The sequence below is a fragment of the Pseudomonas sp. GW821-FHT12A04 genome, assembly GCF_058807755.1.
Window position 1 is genome coordinate 1 of the sequence record NZ_JBXAQZ010000013.1, and the last position, 26,391, is coordinate 26,391.

Sequence of the window (26,391 nt, forward strand, 5' to 3'; positions counted from 1 at the left end):
GGTCATCGTCAAGATTAAATTCCGAAACCCCTATCTGCGTATGCAGGTAGGGGTTTTGTTTTTGGCGTCCCTGTAGGTGCGAGCTTGCTCGCGATGGGCCTCAGTGCGAAATATCCCCTGACAGCCCGCATCAGGCTGTTGGACCTGTGTTGGATAGACGGCAGTCGCACCAGCTACCTAAACTGTCAGCAGATTTTTTGGATCGGGGCAGTGGATGAATCGCAATGAACTTCGCAAGGCGGATATCAACCTGATGGTGGTATTCGAAACGCTGATGCTCGAACGCAATGTCACTCGGGTGGCGGAGAAGCTGTTTCTCGGTCAGCCGACCATCAGTTCGGCGCTCAACCGCTTGCGTGCGATGTTCAATGATCCGCTGTTCATACGCGTTGGCCATCGCATGGAGCCGACGGCACGGGCCGAGGAGATCATCAGGCACCTGTCGCCGGCGCTGGATTCCTTGTCCGTGGCCTTGAGCCTGACCCATGATTTTGACCCGGCCAGCAGTACGATGTCGTTCCGCATCGGGTTGTCCGACGATGTGGAGTTCGGGTTGTTGCCGCCATTGCTGCGAGCGCTGCGCCAGGAAGCGCCCAACGTGGTGTTTGTGGTGCAGCATGTCGATTACTGGCGGATTCCCGACTTGCTGGCAGCCGGCGATATCACGGTGGGTATCAGCCAGACCCGTGGCTTGCCGGCCAATGCCAAGCGCAAGTTGTTGCGACACATCCAGCCCAGCATTTTGCGCGCCGATGCCTCTGATACACCGCTGACCCTCGATGAATATTGCGCGCGACCGCACGTGCTGGTGTCCCATACCGCCAACGTCAGTGGCTATGCCGACGAGTGGCTGGCGGATATCGGTCGCACACGCCAGGTGGTGCTTTCGGTGCCGCAGTACAGTGCATTGCCGGCCCTGCTTGCCGGCACCGACCTGATTGCCAGCCTGCCTGACTACACCGCTGAGGCGATGGCTGCATCGGGAATGCTGTTCAAGGAACCCTTTCCCTTCAAGACACCGACCCTGGATCTATCCATGGTCTGGCTCAGCCATGTCGATAGCGACCCTGCCGAGCGCTGGTTACGTTCGCGCCTGGAGGCGTTCATGAGTGAGCGTGCTGTATTGCCGCTGCCCGAATGAACAGGGTGGCGCTGTGTTATATGTACGACCTTTCCACCCCACTTACAGGAACCCACTCATGCCTCACCTGCACATGGAATACACCGCCAACCTGACTGATCTGAATGCCGAAGTGGCATTGATGCGGTTGAACAATACGCTGGTGGCTTCCGGTCAGTTTGCTGCCGAATTCGACATCAAGAGCCGCGCGATCAGGGTCGAGGCGTTCAAGGTCGGTACCGCATTGGCTGAACGGGCGTTCGTGCATGTGAAACTGGCACTGTTGAGTGGTCGTTCCGCACAGATCAAGAAACAGCTGTCTGAAAGCCTGCTGGCGGTGGTGCAGGACGTGTGTGAGTGGCCGAGCGGCGTTGAAGTCCAGTTGTGCGTGGAAATTCTCGACATCGATCGCGATTCCTACAGCAAGACCGCCATCAGCAACTGAGCATCAGGCCGTTTCCTGCTCGAAGCAGGCCTGGATCACTTGCGCTCGCAGCCAGGTGTTGGCGCTGTCCTGATCAACACCCTGGTTCCACTGCATGTCGAGGGTGAAACCCGGCAGGCCAGCGGGGGCTTCACAGTGATCGAAGGTGTCTGCACTGGCCAGTAGTCGCTGGATGCGCCGGGGCAGGGTCAGAACATAGTCGGTGCCGGTAATCAGCTTCAGCGCTGCGCTGTAGCTGTTGGCGCGTGCGACGATATGGCGCTGTTGTGCCTGCTGCGCAAGCCAGCCGTCGACCATGTTGGTGGCGGACGTCCAGGGTGTCGGGAACACGTGTCGACGTTCGACATAGGTTTGCAGGCTCAAGCGTGGTTCTGCCGGCGTGGCGCGTTTGTCGAAAACACACACCAGGTCATCTTCGAGCAGCGTCTGCGATTTGAAATCGACGTGACTGCGATGAAAGTTCGGGCCGAAGCACATCACCAGGTCGAGGCTGCCTTCGCGCAACGCTTGGGCAGGGATATCGGCCTGGAGTTTGAACACATTGACCATCACCGGAAGATCGGCGAGGTCGAAGGTTTTCAACAAGCGCGGCAGGATCAGTTGCTCGAAATACTCCGGGGCGCAGATGTTGAAGGTCACGGGTTGCAGGCCTGGGTCGAACGTGGGTAAGCCGGCGTGACACAGGTTGATGCTTTCGAGGATTTTCAGCACGTGAGGGTACATCGCGCTGGCCTTGCCGGTGGGCTGCATGCCGCCGGTGCGAGTATTGATGAACAGTTCGTCCTCGAAACTGGTGCGCAATTTCTTCAGGCAGTAACTCACGGTGGACTGGCTGACGCAAAGCGTCTCGGATACGTCGGTGACACTGTTCTGCTCATGCACGGCGACGAATACCATGAGGTCCTGCATGTCGAGCTTTCTAAGCGAATTACTGTTCAGCATCCATTCCATCTCACTGCGTCCCTTGCGCTGACCGTGTGCAAGGGTGGTGAATTATCCTAGCGGAATGGGCGAGCAGGGAGAATGCCTTGCAGGACGTTTCGCCCAAGGCCGTGTCAGCCCTGGACCATCGCCGACACGGCGCGGCGGCTGGACATCAATAGCGCGAACATGCCGAGGCCCACCAGCACCGCGCCGGTCATTTCCAGCGGCAGCGGCGTCTGGTGTCCCCATAGCCAGTGGAACAAGGTGATGAACAGCGTGCTCAGGTAGATGTAGGAAATCACTGAGGACGGCGCGATCACGCCGATGGCCCGGTGCAGCAGCCAGAACGTCGCCAGGGTGGCGAACACTGCCAGGTACATCAGCCAATAGAAGTCGTTGAGCGTTAGAAATGATGCCGAACGCCAACCGCCACTGAATCCACACAACACCAGCAGAAACAGCGCACCGAACAGCATGTTCCAGAACGTCATGGACACCGGTCCGCGTCCCTTGAGGCTATTGGCTTTCAGACGCTGGCTGAGGGGGGCGTAGAGCGCCATCGCCAAGCAACCGATGCCGTACACCGTCAATGCATAGGGCGATGGCAACTCGCCGGGGCGGGTGCCTTTCATGATCAACAACACCGCCCCGGCAGCGGCGAGCAGCATCGGCATAATCCGTTGTTTCAGACGGCTGTCAGGTGTGAGCACGGCTTCGAAACCCAGGGTCATCAGTGGCACCAGCGTGAACATCGTCCCGGTGTTGACGGCCGAGGTGTAGCGCAACGCTTCGAACAGCGAACCGAAGTACAGCGCCAGCAGCAGGCCGAGCACCGCGTGACCAAACAGTGCGCGGGCGGTCATGACGGCATCGCCTTTGAGCAGCAACAACGGCAGAAACACCAAAGCGCAAAACAGCAGGCGTAAACCCGTCAGCAGGATCGGGTCGATGGCCTGGCTGACTTGCGCCGCCGCGGAAAACGATGCGGCGATCAACAAGGCCCAAAGCAGCATGCTGGCGTGAGCGACGGCGAAAACGGTGGTTTTCATGGCAGGCTCCGGGTCAATGGATGTGGCGGGCGTAGTGCCTTGGGTTGAAGCGCAAAACCATCAGCATCATCAGCGCCATGACCGCCGTGAGCGACCACCAGGCCCATTCAAAGCTGCCGAGCTGGTCGCGGATGATCCCCGCCAGCAGCGGCGACAGGCCGGCGATCAAGTAGCCGATGCCTTGCACGAATGCGGTCAGGCCGCCAGCACGCAATGGATTGTCCAGGTGATCCAGCGATACGATCAGGCTCATCGGGAACAGGCCGCCAATGCCCAGCCCCAGCAGGCATGGCCACAGCAGGCTCAAATGCCGTGGGCTCAGAATCAGTCCGCAGAAACCGGCGATGATCAGTGTCAGCAATACCATCAGCACGACGCGGCGGTCGCGGCTGCGGTTGGCGATGACGGGCGTCAACAGACCCGACAGCACTTCCATGGCGGTCAGAAAACCGAGCAGCAATCCGGCGTGTTGCTCGCTCCAGCCCTTTTCTACGTAGTAAGGCGCCAGCCAGGCCAGAACACAGGTGTAGGACGCAGTGCCCAGGCCAAAGAAAATCGCGAGTAACCACGCGCGGGAATTGGCAAAGTACGAACCTTTGCCGGATGCCCTCGAATCCAGTGTTGGCATCCCCGCGCTTTGGCTGCGCCAGAAGAGCAATGCCAGCACGGCGAGAACGGCCCAGATCGCCAGGCCCATACGCCAGCTGCCGGTACGTTCCATCACCAGCGGCGCAAAGGAGGCACCCATGGCCGCACCGCCCATGATCGATGTGACGTAGAGCCCCATGCACAGGGCTACGTGGTCGCTGAAGCGGGATTTGATCAATGCTGGCATCAGGGCCTGGATCAGGGCGATCCCGACACCGGCCAGCACCGCGCTGAGGAGCAACTGCGGGGCTGAATCAAGGAACAACCGCGAAAGCGTGGCCACGCCGATGATCAGCAATGAGAAGACTACCGTGCGTTGATCGCCGAATCGCTGACTGACGCGCAGGCCGACAAACATCGCCAGCCCCATGGCCGTCACCGGCAACATTGTCAGCAGTGAAGCCTGGCTGAAGCTCAGCGCAATGTCGTCGCGAATCGCTGAGAGCAGCGGCCCGACAGCGGCCATGGAAGGGCGCAGGTTCAGGGCAACCAGGACAATGCTGAACATGAGCCAGAGGGCAGGGCGGGAAGTGGCTCGGGTGTTTTCCATGATCGGACCTTGATGAACAGGCACGCGATTAAGGCGCACGAGGCCCGAAGGGCGCAAATCAGAAAGTCCGGGGTGGTATTTAGAAATCAAATACAGGCCTTCTCCCCACAGAAGGCAGCACAAAACCACCAAATGTTTAGCCAGACGACATCCAAGGTTCTTCAAATCCTGATTTAACGACTTAAGCCATCGTGTGACGCTGCGGGTCATCTGTTTTCTGCGGTTCTCTCTATGGACGGTTGGCCAGTCGCAATCCACTGCAAGGCATCCAACGGCGTTCGAGCGTCGAGCCTTGGTCGTCGATTCACGCCTGCCACCGCGCCAAACCTCTCTGCACTTCCTTCTGAACTGGCTTTTTGGGCGCTGTGGCATTGCCGCCATGCGCGCCCGCCGGATTCCTGCTTTTTCCGCTGATTGTTCCTACCTGTTCCGCTTGATGGCGGGATTAAAGTGCGGGTGCTTTTGCGTACCCGTCTGACACGGAAAAAGAGAGTTCCCATGAGTTGTGCCACGACCTCGTTTGCCACCCGGCAAGAAGCCCTGACCTTTCTGGAGCAGAACCCGGATATTGAAATGTTCGAGCTGTTCATCCTCGACAACAACGGTGTGCCGCGGGGCAAGTTGCTGCATCGTGACGAGTTGCTGGCGGTGTATGAAAGCGGGCGACCATTGCCGAGCACCATCCTCGGCCTGACCATCAACGGTGATGACGTGGAAAACTCCGGGCTGGTCTGGGATGTCGGTGATATCGACTGCCGGGCCTACCCGATCAGCGGCAGCCTCACGCGTATGCCGTGGCGTCTGATACCGACCGCGGCCGTGCAGGTCAGCATGCACCCAACGGAGGGAATGCCCGCCACTATTGCCGATCCCCGTCATTTGCTGGCGAAGGTCATCGAGGGTTTGCAGGCAGACGGTTATTACCCGGTCATGGCGGCGGAATTGGAGTTCTACCTGCTGGATCAGCAACGCGACAGCAATGGCCGGCCGCAACCGGCACGGGATGTCGATGGCGGGCGTCCATACGGCACCCAGGTCTATGGTTTACGCGAGCTTGAACAGATCGAACCGTTCCTGGCCGATCTCTACAGTGCCTGCAAACTCCAGGGGATTCCGGCGCGCACGGCCATTTCCGAATACGCGCCGGGGCAAGTGGAGATCACCCTCGAACACCGCACCGACGCACTACAGGCGATGGATGAAGCGGTACGCTACAAGCGTCTGGTCAAAGGCGTGGCGCACAAGCACGGCATGACAGCCTGTTTCATGGCCAAGCCTTTCGATGACCTCGCCGGCACCGGGATGCACATGCACGTGAGCCTGGCGGACAAGGACGGCAACAACCTCTTCGCCAGCGAAGCTGCGGATGGAACGCCGCTGCTCAAGCAGGCCGTCGCCGGCATGCTCAGTACCTTGCTCGATTCGCTGTTGCTGTTCTGCCCCAACGCCAACTCCTACCGTCGATTCCAGGCCAACAGCTATGCGCCCCTGGCGGCCACCTGGGGCGTGGACAATCGCACCGTGAGTTTGCGTGTCCCAGGCGGGCCTGCGTATTCCCGGCACATCGAACACAGAATCTGTGGCGCAGATGCCAACCCCTATCTGGCGGCTGCGGCGATTCTGGCGGGTATTCATCGTGGCATCCGCGAACAACTCGATCCTGGTGCGCCGGTGGAAGGCAATGGCTACGCCCAGGCCACGAAACTGTTGCCGACAGACTGGCTGACCACCTTGCGATCACTGGAAGGTTCGAGTTGGGCCAGGGAAGCCTTCGGCGGTGAATTCCTCGGCGTCTACCTGGCGGTGAAACGCGCTGAGTATCGTCAATTCATGGGGGAGGTCGGTGAACAGGACTGGCGCTGGTACTTGCATCAGGCTTGAGTCGAATCTGAATCGGGGCTGAACCATTCTCAAATAGTCTGAAAGTGTCAGACGGACTTAATAAGCCAACTAATTGTTGGCTTATTTTTCACAAAAAATTGATTGTTGGCTTCCTAAAATTAGAGCTGTCTCGGTAAATGAAATTTTCACATTTGCCGTAGACACTTATTTTCAGGATCCGCCAAATATCATGCTTAATATTAAAGCCGTGCGCCCCGAATGGGTGACACTGATTGCCAGTGCACTTTTGTTAGTTGGCTTCAATTTTGTACTCTGGCAGCACCTGTTCGAAATCACCGCATCCGATGGCAAAGGCATCGTCATGCGCGCGGCCTTCGGGGTGATGATCTTCGCGGCCTTCAACATTGTGCTGACCCTGTTGGCATTCCGGCCGGTGCTCAAGCCGCTTCTGACCCTGCTGTTCATGACCAGCGCGGGCGTGGTTTATTTCATGAGCCAGTATGGTGTTTTGATCGATACCGGCATGTTGCGTAACTTCGCCGAGACCAATGCAACGGAAGTGCGTGACTTGCTGTCACTCAAATTGTTTGTTTATATTTTACTGCTCGGCGTTTTGCCGTCCTGGCTGTTGTGGAAGACACCGATTAATTATCGTCGTTGGCACCGTGAACTGCTCAGTAAAGTTTTGGTGACTTTTGCCTCGGCAGCAGTCATTGGTGGAGTTGCACTGGTTAACTATCAAGGCCTGTCTTCGTTGTTTCGCAATCACCACGAGTTACGCCTGATGGTGGTGCCAAGTAACTACATTGGTGCCTCGGCTGGCTTCTTGCGCGAGCAGGTTGCGTCTGCACATCAACCTTTTGTGAAGCTCGGTGAAGATGCCCGGCGCAATCCAGCCTGGCAAACTCACGGGCGCAAATCCCTGACGGTACTTGTCGTGGGTGAAAGTGCCCGGGCGGAGAACTTCGGTATCCTTGGCTATAGCCGCGACACCACTCCCAAGCTGAGTAAGGAAGACGGCCTGATCGCTTTCACCGATGTGCACTCCTGCGGTACTGAAACCGCCGTATCGGTGCCTTGCATGTTCTCCAACATGGGGCGCAAGGACTACAACGCCAGCAAGGCAAAGAACGAAGAAGGCCTGTTGGACGTGCTCAAGCATGCGGGTATCGACGTGATCTGGCGTGACAACCAGTCAGGCTGCAAAGGTACGTGCGATCGCGTCACCCTTCAGGACGTCAGCAATCTGAAGGACCCGGCGCTGTGCGCCAACAGTGAATGCCGCGATGAAATCCTGCTGCAAGGGCTGCAGCATTTCATCGATACCCTGGACAAGGACACGGTATTGGTACTGCACCAGATGGGCAGCCACGGCCCTGAGTACTTCAAGCGTTATCCGAAAGAGTTCGAGCGCTTCACCCCGGTTTGCGAGAGTAATGCCCTGAACAATTGCAGTCGCGAAAGTATCGTCAATGGCTACGACAACACCCTGGTCTATACCGACCATGTACTGTCGACCTTGATCGATCTGCTGCGCAGCAACCAGGACAAAGTGGATACCGCGATGCTGTATCTGTCGGACCACGGCGAGTCCCTGGGTGAATACAACTTGTTCCTCCACGGCACGCCCTACATGCTGGCACCGGAGCAGCAAAAGCATGTCGCCATGTTTGCCTGGTTCTCCGACAGCTATAAAAAGTCGTTTGCGCTAGATACCCGCTGCTTGCAACAGAGCCGTGAAAAGTCCCTCAGCCAGGACAACCTGTTCCATTCGATGCTTGGGCTGCTGGAGGTCGACAGCAAGGTCTACCACCAGGATCTGGACATGTTTGCCGGATGTCGTCGTCCAGTGACCGACGGCGTGTTGGCCAAGGATTGATCGCCTCTGACTCTGTTTCACGCGGCGGCCGTCGACCTGGTTTTTGACCGGTGTTGGCCTAACACGGTGATTCTCGCGACGGTTCCAGGTGCTGGGTAAGACCAGCTAGCTCGGCTTTGTAGGACTATTCTTTATGTCACGCAGTAATTTTCGCTAATGCTCTTGTTCAGTGGATGCGCGGAAATCGCCGGGGGCGATATATACTGCGCGCCATTCTTCAAGGGAGAGCCGTGTGGCCATCGATATTCACTGGATTCGCGACAACGATAGCCTCGGACGGTTGTGTGCCGAGTGGCAACAGTTGCCATTCGTTGCCCTCGACACCGAATTCATGCGGGTCGACACCTTCTACCCAATCGCCGGCCTGCTGCAGATCGGTGATGGCGTTCGCGCCTATCTGATCGACCCGTTGACCATCGACAACTGGCAGCCATTGGCCGCTTTGCTGGAAAACCCTGCGGTGGTCAAAGTTGTCCACGCGTGCAGCGAAGACCTCGAAGTCCTGCTACGCCTGACCGGCAGCCTGCCGGCGCCGCTGTTCGATACGCAACTGGCTGCCGCTTATCTGAACCTTGGTTTTTCCATGGGTTATTCGCGGCTGGTGCAGGAAGTGCTCGGCATCGACCTGCCCAAGGGGGAAACCCGTTCCGACTGGCTGCAACGCCCGCTTTCCGAAACCCAGATCAGCTATGCCGCCGAAGATGCCGTGCATTTGGCTGAAGTTTTCGTAAAACTGCGTCCAAAGCTTTCCGACGAGAAATACGCCTGGGTCCTGGAAGATGGCGCCGAACTGGTGGCCAACCTGCGCCGCGAGATCGACCCGTACGAGGTCTATCGCGATGCCAAGCTGGCCTGGAAGCTGTCTCGCGCCCAACTCGCCGTTTTGCGTGAGCTCTGTGCCTGGCGTGAAAAGGAAGCCCGGGCTCGCGACCTGCCGCGCAACCGGATCATCCGCGAGCATTCGTTGTGGCCGCTGGCGCGAACGCAGCCCGATAACCTCGGTGCCCTGGCGAAAATCGAAGACATGCACCCACGTACCGTGCGTCAGGACGGCGAGTTTCTGCTTGATCTGATCAAGCGCTCTGGCAGTGTGTCGCCTGATCAATGGCCGCCAGCCGTGCCGGAGCCGTTGCCGGTGGATGCTGCTGCGCTGCTCAAACAAATGAAGGCCATAGGCCAGGCCGAAGCCGAGCGTCTGAACATCGCGCCGGAACTGATGCTGCGCAAGAAAACCCTGGAAGCGCTGCTCAAGAGCGGCTTCCCCAATGGTCCCTACCAATTGCCTGATTCGCTGCGTGGCTGGCGCCGCGAATTGATGGGCCAGGCGCTGCTCGACAGCCTGGCCACCGCCGGAGAACAGCCTTGAAACGTATTTGCTCCATCTACCGCAGCTCGAAAAGAAACGAAATGTACCTGTATGTGCTCAAGAGCGATGCTCTGGAGCGCGTGCCGGATACCCTGATGGCAGCCTTCGGCAAGGCCATCCACGCGTTCGACCTGGTGCTGAGCCCCGAGCGCAAGCTGTCGCGCGAGGACATCACGGTCGTGCTGGAAAACCTCGAGAAACAGGGTTATCACCTGCAAATGCCGCCTGCCGAAGACGAGTACATCGAGCACTTGCCGGAAGAGTTGTTGCGTCGCAACGATCCGATGTGAGCGGCAGACAGACTCTGTTCAGAGTGGTTATGAAACACTGATTGATTTTAGCGATGGCAGCATCGACGGAGCACTGCTCTGTCGGCGGCCGTCTGCACTGTTTTTGAAAGGTTTGAAGCATGCGCGTCCTGATTGCTGAACACGACCACCCCGTGTACGCCCAACTGTTGCGCGAGGCGGCACCGGACCTGGAGGTACTGACCAGCGGTGATTCCGCCGAACTGGCCAGCCAGGCCGCCGATTGCCCGGTGTGGCTCGGCCAGCCTGATTTGCTGGCGACCCTGTTACGCCAGGGCCATCAACCGCAATGGCTGCAATCGACCTGGGCAGGCATCACTCCGCTGCTGGCCGATGGCTTGCCGCGGCACTATCGGCTGACCCGTGCAGTCGGAATCTTTGGCCAGGTCATGGCCGAGTACGTGCTCACGTACATGCTCGGTCATGAGCGTGAAGTGCTGGCGCGACTGGTCAGCCAGGTCGAGCGCAAGTGGGACAGTCGCCAGGTCCAGAGCCTGGCGGGGCGCAGGGTGTTGATCGTCGGCACCGGTGATATCGGTCAAAGTGTCGCGCAGTTCCTCGTGCCGTTTGGCGTCGAACTGTATGGTGTTGCCAGCAGCGCACGGGAGCAGGCACCGTTTATCGAAGTTGGTTCGATGGCGGATTTGCCGCGGCTGGTCGGTGAAGTCGATTACGTGGTCAATCTGCTGCCGAACACGCCGGACACCCACGATGTCTACGACGCGGCGCTGTTCAAGCAATTCAAGCCGACCGGGTTGTTCATCAACGCCGGGCGCGGAGTGGCGGTGGTCGATGCGGATCTGGTGGATGCCTTGAAGGAAGGGCACCTGGCGGGTGCAGTGATCGATGTGTGCCGTCAGGAACCCTTGCCCCAGCGTCATCCGTTCTGGACGGCCTGGGGCCTGCTGCTGACCGGCCACAGCTCGGCACCGACTTCGCCTTCGATGATGGTGAAGCTGTTTGTCGAGAACCTGCGGGCTTATGAGGCGGGAGAGGCGTTGCGCGGGGAAGTGGATTTCGATCGCGGGTATTGAACACACCATCAAAAACTGTGGGAGCGAGCTTGCTCGCGATGAGGCTGGTACATTCAACATCAATATTGACTGTCCTACCGCTATCGCGAGCAAGCTCGCTCCCACAGGGATTTTCAGTATGGCTCAGAGGGTGAAGTCACCTTCGGCCGCCAGTTCGCTCAACGGACGACGCGGGCTGGGTTCTTCACGGGCTTGCAGATATTCCGCCAGGCTCGCCTTGTCCCCCAGCTTGCCCACCGCGACGGCGGCGTGCAGGGCGTAGCCTTCAGGAATGTTCAGCGCCTTGCGGGTCAGCTCCTGGTCGAAGCCGGCCATGCCGTGGGTGTGCCAGCCGCTCAGGCTCGCTTGCAAGGCCAGGTGGCCCCAGGCGGAACCGGTGTCGAAGGTGTGCCACAGGGCCGGGGTTTCTTCGGCGGCGCCAGGCACGGCGAAGGTGGTTTTCGAAATCACGATCACCAGGGCCGAAGCATGTTGCGCCCAGCTGCGGTTGAATTCGTTCAGCAGGCCCAGGTAACGCTCCCAGTTCGGCGTGTCGCGACGTGCGTAGAGAAAGCGCCAGGGTTGCGAGTTGTAGGCCGAGGGTGCCCAGCGGGCGGCTTCGAAGAAGCTCAGCAGGGTTTCCTCCGGAATCGTTTCGCCAGTGAAGGCGCGGGGCGACCAGCGATCGGTGAACTGAGGGTGAATGGCGTAATCGGCAACGCGTGGGTTGGCACTCATCTAGAGATTCCTGGCTACGTTTGAAAGTGGGAGCAACACAAAACCCTACTTGGCAGCGCAAAAACTGACAAGCCCGGTGTACCGACAGTCGCCAGTGCTTGGCCCGCGGAGCTGCGGGCACTAGACTGGCGGCCTTTTCACCACCTGATGTCGATACTCGAACCATGGCCGCCAAAGTAGAACCGTTCTGGATACGCAAGACCCTTGATCAACTCGATCAGGAGGAATGGGAGTCGCTGTGCGACGGCTGTGGATTGTGCTGCCTGCAAAAGCTTGAAGACGAAGACGACAACAGCGTCTATTACACGCGCATCGCCTGCAAGTTGCTGGACCTGAAAACCTGCCAGTGCACGGACTATCCCAACCGCCGTGACTCGGTGCCGGACTGTATCCAGCTCACACCGGGCAAGGCCGACGAATTCAAATGGCTGCCACCGACCTGCGGCTATCGCCTGGTCAGCGAAGGCAAGGACCTGCCGTTGTGGCATCACCTGGTGTGCGGTGATCGCGATGCCGTTCATCACGAGCGGATTTCCCAGTCCGGGCGCATGCTCGCCGAAGGCAGCGTGCCGGAAGATGATTGGGAAGATCATCTGATTTTCCGCGCAGGCTGATTGCCTGAGGTTCAACGTTTCACGAAGGAGTGTGTATGGCTGTGGGATGGCGGCAGGCGTGGATCCTTGGATTACTGGCCGTGAATTCGCCGGCATGGGCTGCGAACAAGGTCAATCTGGATTACCACGTGCGCCTGTTGCCGCAGAGCGATCAGGCCGAAGTGCGCCTGACGCTCGCCCAGGGCTCGGCGGTACGCAGCCTGGATTTCGATCTTGGCGACGGCAGCCACTACAGCGATTTCAAGGCTGACGGCCAATGGCAATTGACCCCCGGCAAAGCGGCGCGCGGTGTCTGGCGTCCGGCTGCGGACAAGGCCAGCCTGACCTACCGCGTGAGTATCAGCCACGGGCGCAAGAGCGGCAGCTTCGACACGCGCATGACGCCAAGCTGGGCGTTGATGCGCGGCGACAATCTGGTGCCGGCTGCCAGACTCGATCAACAGGACGGCATCGAGCTGGTTTCACGTCTTGAGTTCGAGCTGCCCGGTGGCTGGAAAAGCGTTGAAACCGCTTGGCCACGAATCGGCCCGAATAAATTCCGTATCGATAACCCTTCCCGACTGTTCGACCGGCCTACCGGCTGGATGCTCGCAGGTGAGCTCGGCAGTCGCCGCACTCGTCTGGGCGAGACCGAAGTCACAGTCGCCTCGCCGCTGGGGCAGGGCATGCGCCGTATGGATGTGCTGACGCTGCTGACCTTCGTCTGGCCGCAAGTGCAGGCGCTGTATCCGCGACACCCGGGCAAACTGCTGATCGTCGGGGCCAATGATCCAATGTGGCGTGGCAGCCAGTCGGCGCACGAGTCGATCTACCTCAACAGTCGTCTGCCGGTGGTCAGCGAAAGCGGCAGCAGTGCCCTGGTCCGTGAGTTGGCCCAGGTGTTCGGGCGTGTCAAAGGCACCCGGCGCAGTGACTGGATCAGTGAGGGCTTTGCTGAGTATTACGCCATCGAACTGGTGCGTCGGGCTGGCGGCATGAGCGATGAGCGCTACGAGAGCCTGCATCGCAAATTGGTCAAGATCAGCCAGAAAGTCACCACGCTGCGCGGTGAGCGGATCAGCTCGACGCAGTTGGCCAGGGCGGTGGTGTTGCTGCAGGAGCTGGACCGCGAGATTCGCCTGAAAACCCACAACAAGCGTTCGCTCGATGATGTGCTGCGCGGGGCGATGCGGCTGGATAACGTTGATACCAAGGACTTTGTGCAGCTGTCGGAGAGTGTTATTGGCGACTCTTCCAAAGTCCTTGATACCGGTTTGCTTCAGTGAGTCCGTCATCGCGAGCAAGCTCGCTCCCACAGTGATTGGGGGTGAACACAAATGTTGTGAGCGCCACATAACCCTGTGGGAGCGAGCTTGCTCGCGATGAGGCCAGTGGCTTCAGCGCAAATCCCGATTCAAACCCCGGCTTTCGGCGACTTCAAGGAATCATTGCCGGTAACGGTTGCGGTTTTGGTCGCCGCCTCGGCATTGGCCTTCAGCGTCTTCAACTCTTCACCCGCCCGCTGAATTTTCGCCCGCACGTTGTTCATGTCCTGACGGCTTTTCTCCAGCAGGCTTTTCGCCGAGCTGTGACCGGTAATTCCACGCGCCAGGGCCACGCCGCCGATGGCCACCTGGATCAGGCCAAAGATCCCGCCACGCCGCAGTCCCTTGCCCACCATCACCACGCCACCGGCCAGGGAGCCAATGCGTTCCCAGCCCTGCACGTTTTGCTCGGAAGGGCTCTGGAACGGGGTGGATTCGATACGCTCGACGGGTTTGAGTTCGCTCATGGTCTGTCTCCAGGCTTCAGTGATCGATAGTCAAACTGACAGCCTGGGCGGGCAGCTCGTTCAATCGGATGTGTGGCGATTCAGCGGAATTTTGGCCCGGAGCGGGTATTGAGCCCCTTGGACATGCGGTCGTAGAGCACGACGTTGACCGTGGCGGCCAGGTTCATGCAACCGGTGGTCGGAATGTAGACCACGTCTTCGCACCAGTCGCGAATCTCTTTATCCAGCGATCCGTCTTCCGGGCCGAAGATGTAGAGCGCGCGATCCGGGTGGGTGTATTCCGGCAACGGGCGGGCGCCCTCGACCAGTTCCACGGCGACGGGCACACAATTGAGGGGCAGGATTTTCTTCAGGTCGTCGATGCCGATCAGCGGGATGTCGTAGTGCACGCGCTTGGTATCGGTGACGAAGTCGGCGGCGCGCTCATAGCGCTTGCCGGTGTAAAACACCGACGCCACGCCATAACAGCCAGCGGCGCGCATCACCGAACCGACGTTCTCCGGTGATTTGGGGTTATACAAACCAATGCAGCTGTACCGTTTGTCTGCCACGAGCGGGGTGCCTTTCGGGAAAAAAGCGGGATTATACGGGGATTGGGCGGCAGCGGTCAGTTTGGAGATTGGCGGTGGCAGGGCTATTGCCATCGCGAGCAAGCTCGCTCCCACATTTGATCTGTGTCGTTTACAAAGTCAACTGTAGGAGCGAGCTTGCTCGCGATGAGGCCGGATCAGGCGCTGAAAATCTTCAGTCTTCTTTCTTCATCAACCCCGCCAACGCCGCAAACGGGTTGTGCGTGGCCTTGGCGATTTTCGGCGTGCTCAGCGAGCCTTCGTCGAAATACTGCTGGTCGGTATACCGCGAGTGTTCGTTATCGTGGCAGTACAGGCACAACAACTCCCAGTTCGAGCCGTCCTGCGGGTTGTTGTCGTGGTTGTGGTCGCGGTGGTGCACGGTCAGTTCGCTCAGGCGCTTGCCGGAGAACTCACGGGCGCAGCGGCCACAGACGTGCGGGTACATCTTCAGGGCCTTGTCGCGGTAGCCCATTTCCTTGTCGCGCTGGTTGTCGGCGAGGATGCGATCCAGCTTCGAGGTGTTGGTCGGGGTGGACGAACTCATGGGTTCACCTTTGTAGAAAGACTAATGACGGTTATAGGGTGAAGTTTAGCCTAGCCCTTGAGCTTCTCGGCAATCCAGATGGTGTGGCGGGTGCCCTTGTTGCCGTGGGCGAAGACCTGCACTTCCTCGGCCTTGAAACCCGCCTTTTTCAGTTTGTCGGAAAACTGCCGGTCAGCGCTGGCCGACCAGACGGCCAACACGCCTTTTGGTCTCAGGGACTTGGCGCAGGCACTGAGGCCTGCGGCGGAGTAAAGCCAGCTGTTGGCTTTCTGAGTCAGGCCTTCGGGACCGTTGTCGACGTCGAGCATGATGGCATCGAAACCCTGGGGCTCGGCCTGCAGGACTTTGGCCACGTCTTCCATGCGAATCACGGTCCGCGGGTCTTGAAGCGGGTTTCCGGCTTTCTCGCCGAGTGGCCCGCGATTCCACTCCACGACGCCAGGCACTAATTCAGCGACCACCACTTCGGCAGTCTTGCCCAGGTGCCTGAGCGCCGAAGCGAGGGTGAAACCCATGCCCAGGCCGCCGATGAGCACCCGTGAACCCGGTCGGCCGGCGACCTTGCGACACGGGATCTCGGCCAGGGCATCTTCGGAGCCGTGCATGCGCGTGTTCATCAATTGTCCGCCGTCGCCGCCCTGGATCTTGATGACAAAATCCTCGCCGTATTCGAACAGGCACAGGGCGCCGCCGTTTTCAGGGATGGGGGTGGTGTCCAGCAGAACGAAACGTTTCATGGGGCTCACTTGAAGAAAATTGGCAGAACTCGGGAGGGCAAACAGACGCAGTTGGGAGTAGCCTGTTTATGACGACAAGGCCAACGGAGCCATTGATGAAGCGCACCATTCTAACGGTCATTGCCCTGGCCGCGCTCTCGATAACTGCAGTGCAGGCGCAACAGCTGCAATCGATTCCCGTCAGCCCCGCGCCGATACCCGGTTCGCCCGGCACCGCGACGCCCACGCCGTACCCGCAAATCAGCCCGGCGCCTTTACCTAAAGTCGGCCCCGGCAGTAGCGGTCCGCCGTTGGTGCCGATTGAAATGCCCAGCCCGCCGATCAAGGACCAGCCGATACCGGGCCTGGAGCCCAATCCGCCGAAAACCAAATCGCCGGGCGGCTAGACCTGCTGCGAAAGCAGTTGACCGTCGGCCATGCGCAGTCGTTTGGAGAGGGACACGGCGAGGGCGCGGATGATCTTGGCGGCGATTTTCGGTGCGTCGTTGAGCATCTTTTCCAGCGAGTCCTTGCCCAGGTTGAGCAACTGGCAGTTGCTTGCGGCCACGCAACTGGCCGAGCGCCGTTCGCCGTCGAGCACGGCCATTTCACCGAACGAGCGGCCGCTGCGCAACGTGGCGATGGTAACTCGCTGCCCGTCAGCGTTGGTTTTCTGCACCGCCACCTGACCGGTATGGATGATGCACATGAAACTGCCGGCATCGCCCTCCTGGAAGATTTCCTCGCCCTGGGCAATGGTGCTGATACTGAAGTAGCCCGAAGCCGCGGCGAAGTCGGCTGGCTGCAGTTGATTGAACAGGCCGCAATCCATCAGCCAGTCGCGAATTTCGTTGTTCAGAAAGGTTGGTTCAGACATGTCGTCACGGTCTTTATTGTTGTGTCTGTTACTGGCTCGAATTTGAAGTCACCGAAAACCCCTTGTGGGAGCGAGCTTGCTCGCGATTGCGGCTTCACAGGCAACGGTAATGTTGAATGTGCTGACGCCATCGCGAGCAAGCTCTCTCCCACAGGGTACTGGTGTTGTATCGGCTACCAGTGTGTGGAATTAAGACCGGTTCATCGGCCCGGGTTCCTCAGGCCATGCCCAAAACCTTGAACAAAAATGCATATTCGAGTGCTACGTCACGCAATCCCTGATATCGACCGCTCATCCCGCCATGCCCGGCACCCAATTCAGTCTTGAGCAGCAGGGGATTGCTGTCGGTCTTGGTCGCGCGCAATTTCGCCACCCACTTGGCTGCTTCCCAATACTGCACGCGGCTGTCGTTGTAACCGGCGATCACCAGGGTTGCCGGATAAGCTTGCGCGGTGACATTTTCATACGGGGCGTAGGCCTTGATCCGATCATGGACGTCCGGCTCTTCAGGGTTGCCCCACTCGTCGTACTCCGTCACGGTCAATGGCAGATCAGGGTCGAGCATGGTGTTGAGTACGTCGACGAACGGCACTTCGGCGATGGCGGCGCCAAACAGCTCCGGCCGTTGGTTGAGCACCGCGCCGATCAGCAAGCCACCGGCGCTGCCGCCACTGATAGCCAACTGCGGTGCAGTGGTGAAGCCTTGGGCGATCAGGTGTTCGGCGCAGGCGATAAAGTCGCTGAAGGTGTTGTGCTTGTGCTCCTGCTTGCCGGCGCGATACCAGGCTTCCCCCAGTTCGCCGCCGCCACGCACGTGGGCAATGGCAAACGCCATGCCGCGATCCAGCAGACTCAGGCGCGCGTGGGAAAACCACGGGTCGAGGCTTTCGCCGTAGGCACCATAGCCGTAGAGGTACAGCGGCACGGGTTTGCCCAGGTCTGCGCGCTTGATCACCAGGCTGATGGGCACTTGCGTGCCGTCCGGCGCCGTGGCCCACAGGCGTTGGCTGACGTAGGCGTCGGCATCGAACGGGCCGAGCACCGGGGTTTGCTTGAGGACTTTCTGCTCGCCGGTCGCCAGTTCAAGCTGGCGGATTTGCGCCGGACGGTTCAACGCTTCGTAGCGCAGGCGAATCCGGTCGCTTTCGAACTCCAGGCTGTTTTGCACGTGCAGGCTGTAGGCCGCATCCGGCAGTTGCACACGATAAGGCGCCAGGCTTTGTGGGTGGACTTCAATGACCGGCAAGCCGCCAACCCGCAGGCTCAGGGTCATGGCCCCGGTGTTAAGGCTGATGCCGTCGATCATCACCGTGTCGCTGTGGGGGATCAGGTTCTGCCAGTCGGCTTCGGTGGGCGCGGCGCCGGTATCGACGGCCGTGTACAAGGCGAAATTGATGCCGTCACGGTTGCTGCGAATGAACCAGGTCCATTGACCGTCGAGTACGCCGTGATCGACGTCGTACTCATGCTCCTCGACCCGTGGCGCGATGCAGGCAAAGGCGTGCTGCGGTTGGTTGGCGTCAAGCACCCAGGCTTCGCTGGTGGTCTTGCTGCCCACGGACAGCAGCAATTGCTGCTCGGAGCTTGAACGGTAGCAATGCATGAAGAAGCGCCCGTCCGGCTCATGGAACACTTCTTCGGCCGCCGTGCCGTCCAGTCGATAGCGATACAGCTTGTGCGGACGATGGGTGTCATCCAGTTCGCCAAAGAATAGCGTCAGGCTATCGTTGGCCCAGGTCATGCTGCCGTCGCAGTCCTGGAATTCCAGCTCGCTGACACGGCCGTCGGACAATTCCTTCACGAACAGCGTGTAAATCTCCTCGCCGCTGGAGTCGATGCTGTAGGCCAGACGCTGGTGGTCCGGGCTGATGCTGAACGCCCCGAGCGAAAAGAAACCACCCTTGGCCAGTTCGTTGGGGTCCAGCAGCAGTTGTTCGCGGCTTTCGTCGAGGGTCAGGCTGTCATCGGCCGGACGCGGGCAGCGGTAGTGCCTGGCGTACTCATCGCCTGCCGTGGTGCGGGTGTAATACAGATAGGGGCCCCATGGCGAGGGCAGGGACAGATCGGTCTCGAGAATCCGCCCCTTGATCTCTTGGAACAGGGTTTCGCGCAATGCGGCCTGGTCGGCGGTTTGCGCTTGCTGATAGCTGTTTTCGGCTTTCAGGTAGTCGAGCACTGCCTCGGTGTCGCGCTCCTGCAGCCAGGCATACGGGTCGGAGCCTTCAGCCTTGTGGGCAATCGGAGCGTCGTGAATGTTGGCGGATAGGGGCATGAAGGGATCTCGAGCAGTGTACGGAATAGGTTTGGAGCCTGTGGGAGCGAGCTTGCTTGCGATGAGGCCAGTACATCCAACATCAATGTTGACTGTCAGTCCGCCATCGCGAGCAAGCTCGCTCCCACAGGGTTCTATGTCTTGACCGAAGGCATTGATGCAGCCTGATGGGCGAAAAGCCGTTATCATAAGCGCCTCTTTGCCTGCCTTGCCATGGACACCATGACCGAGAACGACTATCTGATCGCTTGGGGCCTCTACGCCTTCGCCGCTTTGGGCTGCCTGTTGGTGTGGATGCGCTTGACCCGCTGGATGTGGCGTTGGCTGCGTGAGCCGCTACGGCTGGCGATGGTCGTGCTGCTGTTCAGCCCGACCATCATCGACCCGGTCAAGGACAAAATCGCACCGGCTCTCGCCATTACCGCGCTCGACCTGCTGTTCAAGGTCGGCAACAACGCCTGGCGGGCGATTTCCGATCTGTTCATGTACGGCATGATCGCGTTCGGCTTCTATCTGGTGCTGGTGGCGATCCGTTTCCCCATCGAGCGTGCCTCCAATGCCCGCAGGGAACAGGCTGCCGCCGCCAAAGCCGCCGTCCGTGCCGACGAGCCCGAGGACGATCAACCGTTCGGCGGTGCCGGCGATGATCGTTACGGTCGTCCGCCCGTGCCGAGCAGCCCTCAGCGGATGCGAGTCGAACCCCGTCTGTAACCTTGCCCCTGCGATTGAGCGAGAGTCCGAGCATGTGTGAGTTATTGGGCATGAGCGCCAATGTCCCGACCGATATCGTGTTCAGCTTCACCGGGCTGATGCAGCGCGGCGGACGCACCGGCCCGCACCGCGATGGCTGGGGCATTGCCTTCTATGAAGGCCGTGGACTGCGGCTGTTCCAGGACCCGGCGGCGAGCTGCGAGTCGGAGGTCGCGAACCTGGTGCAGCGCTATCCGATCAAGAGCGAAGTGGTGATCGGGCACATCCGCCAGGCCAACGTCGGCAAGGTCTCCCTGTCCAACACGCATCCGTTCGTCCGTGAGCTGTGGGGGCGCAACTGGTGTTTCGCCCATAACGGCCAGTTGGCGGATTTCCAGCCAGTGGCCAGTTTCTATCGCCCGGTCGGTGATACCGACAGCGAAGCAGCGTTTTGCGATTTGCTCAACCGTGTGCGTGCGGCGTTCCCCGAGCCGGTCGAGGTCGAAGAGCTGCTGCCTGACCTGGTGGCAGCGTGCGCCGAATACCGCAGCAAAGGCGTGTTCAACTGCCTGCTCAGCGACGGTGACTGGCTGTTCTGCTATTGCTCGACCAAGCTGGCGCAAATCACCCGTCGTGCACCGTTTGGCCCGGCACGCTTGAAGGATGTCGACGTGATCGTCGACTTTCAGGCCGAAACCACGCCTAACGATGTGGTGACCGTCATTGCCACCGAACCCCTGACCGAAAACGAAACCTGGACCCGTTACGAACCGGGTCAATGGAGCCTGTGGCGACGCGGCGAATGCGTCAGCCAGGGCCAGACCGAATAAGGACTCCTTGCATGTTGCTCAGTTATCTACGGCTGGTGTTGTTTGCGGCGGGCCTGTTGATCGGTGTCCAGGTACCGGGCTTCATCAGCGATTACACCAAACGGGTCGAGGCGCACCTGATCGAGGCGCAGGCCAGTCTGAGCGGCTTCCAGAACACCGCCAATCAGTTCTTCAAGGGTGACATGCAGGCTCTGGTCGCGCATTACCGCGCCAGCGAAGACCCGATCTTTCGCAGCGACGCCAACAGCCTGGGCAACCTGCTGACCCGTCAGGTGGCGCTGGACAAGCAATTCCAGGCGATGCAGGGCCCGTGGTACATCCGCTTCCTGCAAGTGGTGCTGGCTGCTGATCCGGACATCCGCAAGGAAACCTGGAATGGCTACAGCTACCAGATCCTGTTGACGCCCGAAGCGATGGTCTGGGGCATGAGCGGCGCGTTGCTGCTGTCGTTCGGGATCGAGTGCCTGTTCCGACTGATCGACTGGGTGGTGCTGGGCGGCAAGCGTCTGCGCCAGAGCCGGCCGATCGAAGAGCGGGATTTACGCGGTTTGTAACCCCGGCGAACGTCAAGGAACCGGCAAGCCGGCTCCTCGGTTGATTACCAATCTATCGAATAGCTCATGCTCAAGGTACGGCCTTCGGCGTTGGGGTATGGCGCTTTGGCGTTGGCCTGAGCGAACAGGTTGACGTACGTGCGGTTGGTCAGGTTGTACACCCCGCCTTCCAGGCGACCGACCGGCAAGTACACGGAGCCGAGCAGGTCCACCAGCGTATAGCCTTCGATGTCGCGCCCGTTGTTGTCCTTGGCGGCAGCGTCGTAACTGGACAGGTGCATGCCTTGCAGGCGCAGGCTGTAGTCGTCTTCGGTGTAGCCGACGAACAGCGTGGTTTTGGCCGGTGAAATGCGTGTTGCCGGCAGATCGATCCATTTCCCGTTCTGCTGGGTCTCGCCCTTGGCCCAGGCATAGGTACCACCCACCGACCAGTGATCGGTCGCGCGGTAGGTCAGGCTGTTTTCGATGCCGCGAACCCGCTCCTTCTGATTGATCAGACGCAAGACACGGCTATTGGCATCGTAGAACTGGGTCACGTCCGAGGTGTTTTCATAGACGGTGACGTCGGCCTGCCACCGGTCCCAGTCACCGCGCCAGCCCAGCTCATAGCTGTCGACCTTGATGGCCTGGGCGTTGAGGCTCTGGATGTCGAAGGTGCTGCTCACGTCACGCAGGAAGCGCTGGATGTCCGGCAGCGAAAAGCCCTGGCTGTAATTGGCGAAGACGTCCTGATGCTCACTCAGGTGATAGACCGCGCCCAGGTTATAGAGCGTGGCGTCGTATTTGAGGGTGTCACCGGGCAGGATGGCGCGTACGCCGGTCTGCACGATCTGACCGTAGGCGATGCTGTCGGAGACCTCGCTTTCGATCCATTCGCGGCGCACACCGCCACGCAGGGTCCAGTCTCCGATATCCCAGGACATCTGCCCGAACAGCGCCTTGGTGGTGGTTTCGATATCCGGGCCCATCTCGTAGGTGGTGCCGGTCTTGGTGTAGGTCAGCCCTTTGAGGGTGTATTGGTCACCGCGTTGGCGGGAGCGTTCGTGATCATAGTCGGCGCCCCAGACCAGGTGGCCTGTGGCGCTGCCGATGGCCGGCAAAGGCGTGTCGATGGCCGCACGCAGGCCGTAGACATCCTGCACGCTGTTGTTGTCGGCGATCCCGGCCTTGCCTCGCGACAGGTCCGGGAAGAACAGCGCGTCGGCCCGGCGCCAGTAGCTTTCCAGTTGCAGGCCCTGGCCGTAGAAGTCGTTGTCGGTGTAGTTGAGGTTGGCCGCCTGGTTATGGGTATAGGGTTGGTCATCAAGTTTCAGCCCTTTGACCGCCACGGCTTGCTGCGAGTTTTTCGGGTCTTTGGTGTAGCCGGTGTCCTGCTGATCCTTGTAGTCCTGCAGCGACAGACTGAGTTTTTTGTCGGCATCCAGTTCGTAACCGAAACGACCTTGCAGGTCATAGGTTTCGGTGTCCATGTTGCTGCCCTGGGACGTGTCCTGAGGGATGCGGTTGCCGTTGCCGTCGTACTGATCGTTACGCTGGGTCAGGTCGGCGGACACGTACCAGTCCAGGGCATCCTTGCGCCCGGTCGCACTCTGAAAGGCCTCGTAGGCGAAACCCTTGCTGTTGAGGTTGTTGCCGCTGGTCAGGCCCAGTTTGCTGCTGTAGGCAAGGTCCTGACCCTGATTGCGTTTGGTGATGATGTTGATGATGCCGCCTGAGGCGCCGGCACCGTAAATGCTGCTGGCGCCGGAAACCACCTCGATGCGTTCGATACTGGCCGGTGCGATGCTGTTGAGCTGACGGAAGTTGTCACGCGTGGCGTTCTGCGACACGCCGTCGATCAACACCAGCATGTTGCGCCCGCGCAGGGTCTGGCCGAAGTTGCTCATCCCGCCGCTGGACGGCGCCAGGCCGGGAACCAGTTGCCCCAGAATGTCGGAGACCCGACGCCCGGCACCACTCTGTTCGCGGATCTGTTGTTCGTCGATCACCTGGACCGAGCCAGGAATCGAGGCAATGCTCGCTTCGCTGCGAGTCGCGGAAACGACGGTGGCTTGCATGTTCAATGTGCCGGGTTGCTGGTCGGTGTCCTCGGCCCAGGTCTGGACGCTGACGGAGCCGAGCAGCGGAATCAGCAAGGAAAGTTTGGTTCGGGTCATGAGGTGGTCTTTTTTTAGTCGTGATAAGTGTGGCTAGGTAACTTTGCGGGGCCGGATGTGGAGGTGAATGAGCGCACCCGGCGGATCCCGAGGGCAAAACCCTGCTGGCTTGAAAACACGGTGTTGGCGATCAGTGCCTAGGTGATGGGGAACAGTGCGCCTTGCCAGATGCCCCGGAGACGAGAACCCCCAGCCATTCGTAAGCCAGTGCCGTGGCCGCCAGTGTCAAGGCGCAGAGCCAGGCAACGCTCTCGATGAGACGCAAGATGTAAGCAGGATCGGACGCTGGAGGCAGCGCAGCGCGGCGGGCGCCGGGGTATAGCTCAAATGGTCGGGGGTGATGCGGCGAGACTGGAAGGCCTGAGTGCCGAAGGCTTCGCTCCAGTGTGAGAGCAGTTGCTGCTGTCTTTGCGTGAAAGCGCGCATCAAGTCCGATTCCTTCTGGACAGTGGTTTAGCTGAATGCGCGCAGAGAATACATTTTCAAAATATTAATGCAAATGATAGTAATTGCTTCTTGTGCTGTGGGGCGCTCCTTTTCAGAGGCTGGCCAAGGGTTTACTCAAAACCATGTAGTGCTCGCCTACCTTCTGCGCATACCGCTCCACCACGTGCTGGCACAACGTCACGATCTCCTCGACCCACTCCGCGCCAACCCGCCATGACACCACCACTTGCAGGTTGGGCGGGCGTTGGTCGATGGCCAGCAAGGTCAATTCCCCCCGCTCCAGTTCCTCGGCCACCAGCACCGGTGGCAATGCGCCGATGCCGAAGCCGTCGCGCAACAAACGGGTGATGGCCGACACCGAATTCACGCAGTTCAGTCGCGGTGTCATGACGCCATTGGCCTGCATCAGCGCCAGCACTTCCTGATGCGGATGGGAGTTTTTCGAATAAGTGATGATCCGCTCACGTGCCAGTTCGGCGACGTTCGTGTAATTGCGGTTGTAGATCGAGTTGCTGGCGACAATCCAGCCCATGGGGTGGCTGGCCAGTTCCAGGCTGCGCACGCTTTCCTGGCGCAGCAGGTCGGTCTGCAGGATCACATCGAGAAAGCCTTTTTGCAGCTGATCGCAGAGGTTGAGCGAGGTATCGGCCACCAGTTCGATTTCCACCAGCGGGTAGTGATCGGTCATCTGCGCCACCAACGGGCTGAGCCAGGTATGGATCACCGTGTCCATCACGCCGATGCGCACCCGTCCGGCCTTGCTCGAGCGGGTCTCGATCGACTGTTTGAGCGCCTGCATGGTGTCCATCATCTGCTCGGCGTAATCGAGCACCTTGAGGCCTTCGGGCGTCAGGCTCACGCCGCGCGAATCCCGCAGAAACAGCTTTACCCCCAGCTCGCTTTCAAGCACTGCGATGCGGCTGGAAATCGAGGCCTGAGTGGTGAAGAGCTTGTCGGCGGTCAGGCGGAAACTCTTGAGTCGGGCGACCCAGACAAAGGTCTCGAGAAACTTCAGGTTCATGGGATAAAGATTTCTTATGTCTAAGGCGGGTTTTTATTAGTTGGACGCAGCAGGGGCGCGCGTCCAAAAATCGGCGCATCCGGTTCCCACGATAGGCGTCGTCGGGGCTCAGAACAATACCAATAAAATCAGCGCGGAGATTTGCCATGAGTGCGCCCGACACCACCGCCATTCCGAAAGCCTCGGCCCGTCCGGGACCTTTCGACTGGTATCGCAACATCAATCAGCAGGAACGCCGCACCTTCTGGAGCTGCAAGATCGGCTATGGCCTGGACGGCATGGACACCCAGATGCTCAGCTTTGTGGTGCCAACCCTGATTGCCATGTGGGGTATCACCACCGGCCAGGCCGGGCTGATTCACACCAGCACGCTGATCGCTTCGGCCATCGGCGGCTGGGTAGCGGGGATTCTCTCCGACCGCATCGGTCGTGTGCGCACCTTGCAATTGACTGTGTTGTGGTTTGCCTTCTTCACCTTCCTCTGCGGCTTTGCCCAGAACTACGAGCAACTGCTGATTGCACGGACCCTGATGGGCTTCGGTTTCGGCGGTGAGTGGACGGCCGGCGCGGTGCTGATCGGTGAAGTCATTCGAGCCAAGGACCGTGGCAAGGCCGTGGGCATGGTGCAGTCCGGCTGGGCGCTGGGTTGGGGGTTGACGGCGATTCTGTATGCGCTGCTGTTCTCGGTATTGCCACCGGAAGACGCCTGGCGCGCGCTGTTCATCCTCGGCATCGTGCCGGCAATCTTCGTGATATTCGTCCGCCGCCTGGTCAAGGACCCGGAAATCTATCGTGAAGCCAAAGCCAGGCAGGAGCCGAGCAACCCGTCGAAGTTCTACGAGATTTTCGCCCCCGGCATGCTCTTCACCACGATTCGCGCTTCGTTGCTGACTACCGGCGCCCTGGGCGGCTACTACGCGATCACGTCCTGGTTGCCGACTTTCCTGAAGAACGAACGCGGTTTGAGCGTGCTCAATACCAGCGGTTATCTGGCGATGGTGATCGTCGGGTCCTACGTGGGTTATGTCATCAGCGCCTATTTGACCGACATCCTCGGACGTAAAAAGAACTTCATCCTGTTCGCCGTCGGCTCGTTCACCATTGTGTTGCTGTACACGCAACTGCCGGTCAGCAACGGCGTGATGCTGTGGCTGGGCTTTCCGCTGGGCTTCTTTGCCTCCGGGATCTTCAGTGGCATGGGTGCATTCCTGACCGAGTTGTTCCCCACGCGCATTCGCGGTTCGGGCCAGGGTTTTTGCTACAACATCGGACGGGCGCTGGCGGCGTTGTTTCCACTGTTGATTGGCCTGCTCAGCCAGACCGTGCCGCTGAGTGTAGGCATCGGTGCCTTTGCGGCGGTTTCCTACGGCGTGGTGATCCTCGCGGCCTTGAGTTTGCCGGAAACCCGTGGCAAGCAACTCGACGCCCAGTAACTGATAATCTGC

The 26,391-nt window shown here is 59.8% G+C and carries 26 protein-coding genes and 1 pseudogene; 14 read left to right on the forward strand and 13 right to left on the reverse strand.

Annotation, left to right across the window (positions count from 1 at the left end; translation table 11 throughout):
* Nucleotides 1–214: 214 nt before the first annotated feature.
* Together AC1RS8_RS20260 and AC1RS8_RS20265 are read left to right on the forward strand one after the other, a co-directional pair.
* Complete coding sequence (locus AC1RS8_RS20260; protein ID WP_150815309.1) at nt 215–1,141, forward strand: LysR substrate-binding domain-containing protein; 927 nt, start codon at nt 215–217, stop codon at nt 1,139–1,141.
* A gap of 58 nt (nt 1,142–1,199) precedes the next feature.
* The gene (locus AC1RS8_RS20265; RefSeq protein ID WP_090453683.1) at nt 1,200–1,565 is read left to right on the forward strand and encodes a 5-carboxymethyl-2-hydroxymuconate Delta-isomerase; all 366 of its coding nucleotides are present in this window, start codon (nt 1,200–1,202) and stop codon (nt 1,563–1,565) included.
* Nucleotides 1,566–1,568: 3 nt separating this feature from the next.
* Here the strand turns inward: AC1RS8_RS20265 and AC1RS8_RS20270 are convergent, their stop codons facing one another.
* The 3 genes from AC1RS8_RS20270 to AC1RS8_RS20280 all read right to left on the reverse strand — a co-directional run bounded on the left by AC1RS8_RS20270 (nt 1,569) and on the right by AC1RS8_RS20280 (nt 4,736).
* Nucleotides 1,569–2,507 carry a LysR family transcriptional regulator gene (locus AC1RS8_RS20270; RefSeq protein ID WP_489339953.1) on the reverse strand — a complete coding sequence of 313 codons (939 nt, stop codon included), beginning with the start codon at nt 2,505–2,507 and terminating at the stop codon, nt 1,569–1,571.
* 113 nt (nt 2,508–2,620) lie between these two features.
* A complete protein-coding gene (locus AC1RS8_RS20275; RefSeq protein WP_489339954.1) occupies nt 2,621–3,538 on the reverse strand; it encodes a DMT family transporter in 918 nt (305 codons plus the stop codon).
* A 13-nt stretch (nt 3,539–3,551) separates the two neighbouring features.
* Complete coding sequence (locus AC1RS8_RS20280; RefSeq protein ID WP_489339955.1) at nt 3,552–4,736, reverse strand: cyanate transporter; 1,185 nt, start codon at nt 4,734–4,736, stop codon at nt 3,552–3,554.
* Nucleotides 4,737–5,234: 498 nt separating this feature from the next.
* On the opposite strand from AC1RS8_RS20280, the gene AC1RS8_RS20285 reads away from it, so the two are divergent.
* From AC1RS8_RS20285 to AC1RS8_RS20305, 5 genes are all read left to right on the forward strand, one after another.
* Entirely contained in the window at nt 5,235–6,617 is a 1,383-nt protein-coding gene (locus tag AC1RS8_RS20285) for a glutamine synthetase family protein (RefSeq protein ID WP_057716009.1), read from the forward strand.
* A gap of 190 nt (nt 6,618–6,807) precedes the next feature.
* The gene (locus tag AC1RS8_RS20290; protein ID WP_489339956.1) at nt 6,808–8,457 is read left to right on the forward strand and encodes a phosphoethanolamine transferase; all 1,650 of its coding nucleotides are present in this window, start codon (nt 6,808–6,810) and stop codon (nt 8,455–8,457) included.
* A 232-nt stretch (nt 8,458–8,689) separates the two neighbouring features.
* Complete coding sequence (gene rnd / locus AC1RS8_RS20295; protein ID WP_090453691.1) at nt 8,690–9,823, forward strand: ribonuclease D; 1,134 nt, start codon at nt 8,690–8,692, stop codon at nt 9,821–9,823.
* Nucleotides 9,820–10,113 carry a YcgL domain-containing protein gene (locus AC1RS8_RS20300; protein WP_057716006.1) on the forward strand — a complete coding sequence of 98 codons (294 nt, stop codon included), beginning with the start codon at nt 9,820–9,822 and terminating at the stop codon, nt 10,111–10,113. Before rnd ends, AC1RS8_RS20300 begins: the two co-directional genes overlap by 4 nt.
* A 119-nt stretch (nt 10,114–10,232) precedes the next feature.
* Nucleotides 10,233–11,165 (forward strand): D-2-hydroxyacid dehydrogenase, encoded by a 933-nt coding sequence (locus AC1RS8_RS20305; RefSeq protein WP_102671295.1) that lies wholly within the window; start codon nt 10,233–10,235, stop codon nt 11,163–11,165.
* Between the two features lie 123 nt (nt 11,166–11,288).
* Here the strand turns inward: AC1RS8_RS20305 and AC1RS8_RS20310 are convergent, their stop codons facing one another.
* Entirely contained in the window at nt 11,289–11,882 is a 594-nt protein-coding gene (locus AC1RS8_RS20310; protein ID WP_340314871.1) for a nitroreductase family protein, read from the reverse strand.
* 164 nt (nt 11,883–12,046) lie between these two features.
* Here AC1RS8_RS20310 and AC1RS8_RS20315 point away from each other — a divergent pair, with 164 nt between their 5' ends.
* Together AC1RS8_RS20315 and AC1RS8_RS20320 are read left to right on the forward strand one after the other, a co-directional pair.
* Nucleotides 12,047–12,496, forward strand: a complete 450-nt coding sequence (locus AC1RS8_RS20315; protein ID WP_008015986.1) for a YcgN family cysteine cluster protein — start codon at nt 12,047–12,049, stop codon at nt 12,494–12,496.
* Nucleotides 12,497–12,531: 35 nt separating this feature from the next.
* Entirely contained in the window at nt 12,532–13,761 is a 1,230-nt protein-coding gene (locus AC1RS8_RS20320; RefSeq protein WP_489339957.1) for a hypothetical protein, read from the forward strand.
* Between the two features lie 128 nt (nt 13,762–13,889).
* On the opposite strand, the gene AC1RS8_RS20325 is transcribed toward AC1RS8_RS20320, so the two are convergent.
* The 4 genes from AC1RS8_RS20325 to AC1RS8_RS20340 form a co-directional block, all read right to left on the reverse strand.
* The gene (locus AC1RS8_RS20325; protein ID WP_057716002.1) at nt 13,890–14,267 is read right to left on the reverse strand and encodes a YgaP family membrane protein; all 378 of its coding nucleotides are present in this window, start codon (nt 14,265–14,267) and stop codon (nt 13,890–13,892) included.
* Between the two features lie 80 nt (nt 14,268–14,347).
* Nucleotides 14,348–14,818, reverse strand: a complete 471-nt coding sequence (locus tag AC1RS8_RS20330) for an RNA methyltransferase (RefSeq protein ID WP_007993783.1) — start codon at nt 14,816–14,818, stop codon at nt 14,348–14,350.
* A gap of 193 nt (nt 14,819–15,011) precedes the next feature.
* The gene (locus AC1RS8_RS20335) at nt 15,012–15,383 is read right to left on the reverse strand and encodes a YajD family HNH nuclease (RefSeq protein ID WP_007898702.1); all 372 of its coding nucleotides are present in this window, start codon (nt 15,381–15,383) and stop codon (nt 15,012–15,014) included.
* A gap of 50 nt (nt 15,384–15,433) precedes the next feature.
* Entirely contained in the window at nt 15,434–16,120 is a 687-nt protein-coding gene (locus tag AC1RS8_RS20340) for a spermidine synthase (protein ID WP_489339958.1), read from the reverse strand.
* Between the two features lie 95 nt (nt 16,121–16,215).
* Between AC1RS8_RS20340 and AC1RS8_RS20345 the strand changes: the two genes are divergently transcribed.
* Nucleotides 16,216–16,506 (forward strand): hypothetical protein, encoded by a 291-nt coding sequence (locus AC1RS8_RS20345; protein ID WP_057716000.1) that lies wholly within the window; start codon nt 16,216–16,218, stop codon nt 16,504–16,506.
* On the opposite strand, the gene AC1RS8_RS20350 is transcribed toward AC1RS8_RS20345, so the two are convergent.
* Together AC1RS8_RS20350 and AC1RS8_RS20355 are read right to left on the reverse strand one after the other, a co-directional pair.
* Complete coding sequence (locus AC1RS8_RS20350) at nt 16,503–16,976, reverse strand: Crp/Fnr family transcriptional regulator (RefSeq protein ID WP_057715999.1); 474 nt, start codon at nt 16,974–16,976, stop codon at nt 16,503–16,505. The two genes, AC1RS8_RS20345 and AC1RS8_RS20350, sit on opposite strands and share 4 nt — an antisense overlap.
* Before the next feature lie 217 nt (nt 16,977–17,193).
* On the reverse strand, nt 17,194–19,248 hold the full coding sequence (locus AC1RS8_RS20355; RefSeq protein ID WP_057715998.1) for a S9 family peptidase: 2,055 nt from the start codon (nt 19,246–19,248) through the stop codon (nt 17,194–17,196).
* Between the two features lie 213 nt (nt 19,249–19,461).
* Here AC1RS8_RS20355 and AC1RS8_RS20360 point away from each other — a divergent pair, with 213 nt between their 5' ends.
* From AC1RS8_RS20360 to AC1RS8_RS20370, 3 genes are read left to right on the forward strand one after another with little or no spacing between them, the layout of a single operon-like run.
* On the forward strand, nt 19,462–19,959 hold the full coding sequence (locus AC1RS8_RS20360; protein ID WP_489339959.1) for an MFS transporter: 498 nt from the start codon (nt 19,462–19,464) through the stop codon (nt 19,957–19,959).
* Between the two features lie 32 nt (nt 19,960–19,991).
* On the forward strand, nt 19,992–20,768 hold the full coding sequence (locus tag AC1RS8_RS20365) for a class II glutamine amidotransferase (RefSeq protein WP_090453698.1): 777 nt from the start codon (nt 19,992–19,994) through the stop codon (nt 20,766–20,768).
* 11 nt (nt 20,769–20,779) lie between these two features.
* On the forward strand, nt 20,780–21,322 hold the full coding sequence (locus tag AC1RS8_RS20370) for a DUF2937 family protein (RefSeq protein ID WP_489339960.1): 543 nt from the start codon (nt 20,780–20,782) through the stop codon (nt 21,320–21,322).
* A 44-nt stretch (nt 21,323–21,366) separates the two neighbouring features.
* On the opposite strand, the gene AC1RS8_RS20375 is transcribed toward AC1RS8_RS20370, so the two are convergent.
* The 3 genes and pseudogenes from AC1RS8_RS20375 to AC1RS8_RS20385 form a co-directional block, all read right to left on the reverse strand.
* Nucleotides 21,367–23,478 (reverse strand): TonB-dependent receptor, encoded by a 2,112-nt coding sequence (locus AC1RS8_RS20375; protein ID WP_489339961.1) that lies wholly within the window; start codon nt 23,476–23,478, stop codon nt 21,367–21,369.
* A 14-nt stretch (nt 23,479–23,492) separates the two neighbouring features.
* Nucleotides 23,493–23,755, reverse strand: a pseudogene (locus tag AC1RS8_RS20380) (MFS transporter); the annotation flags it as partial.
* Between the two features lie 261 nt (nt 23,756–24,016).
* On the reverse strand, nt 24,017–24,946 hold the full coding sequence (locus AC1RS8_RS20385) for a LysR family transcriptional regulator (protein ID WP_218496908.1): 930 nt from the start codon (nt 24,944–24,946) through the stop codon (nt 24,017–24,019).
* A 146-nt stretch (nt 24,947–25,092) separates the two neighbouring features.
* On the opposite strand from AC1RS8_RS20385, the gene AC1RS8_RS20390 reads away from it, so the two are divergent.
* A complete protein-coding gene (locus tag AC1RS8_RS20390) occupies nt 25,093–26,379 on the forward strand; it encodes an MFS transporter (protein ID WP_102671282.1) in 1,287 nt (428 codons plus the stop codon).
* Nucleotides 26,380–26,391 lie beyond the last annotated feature (12 nt).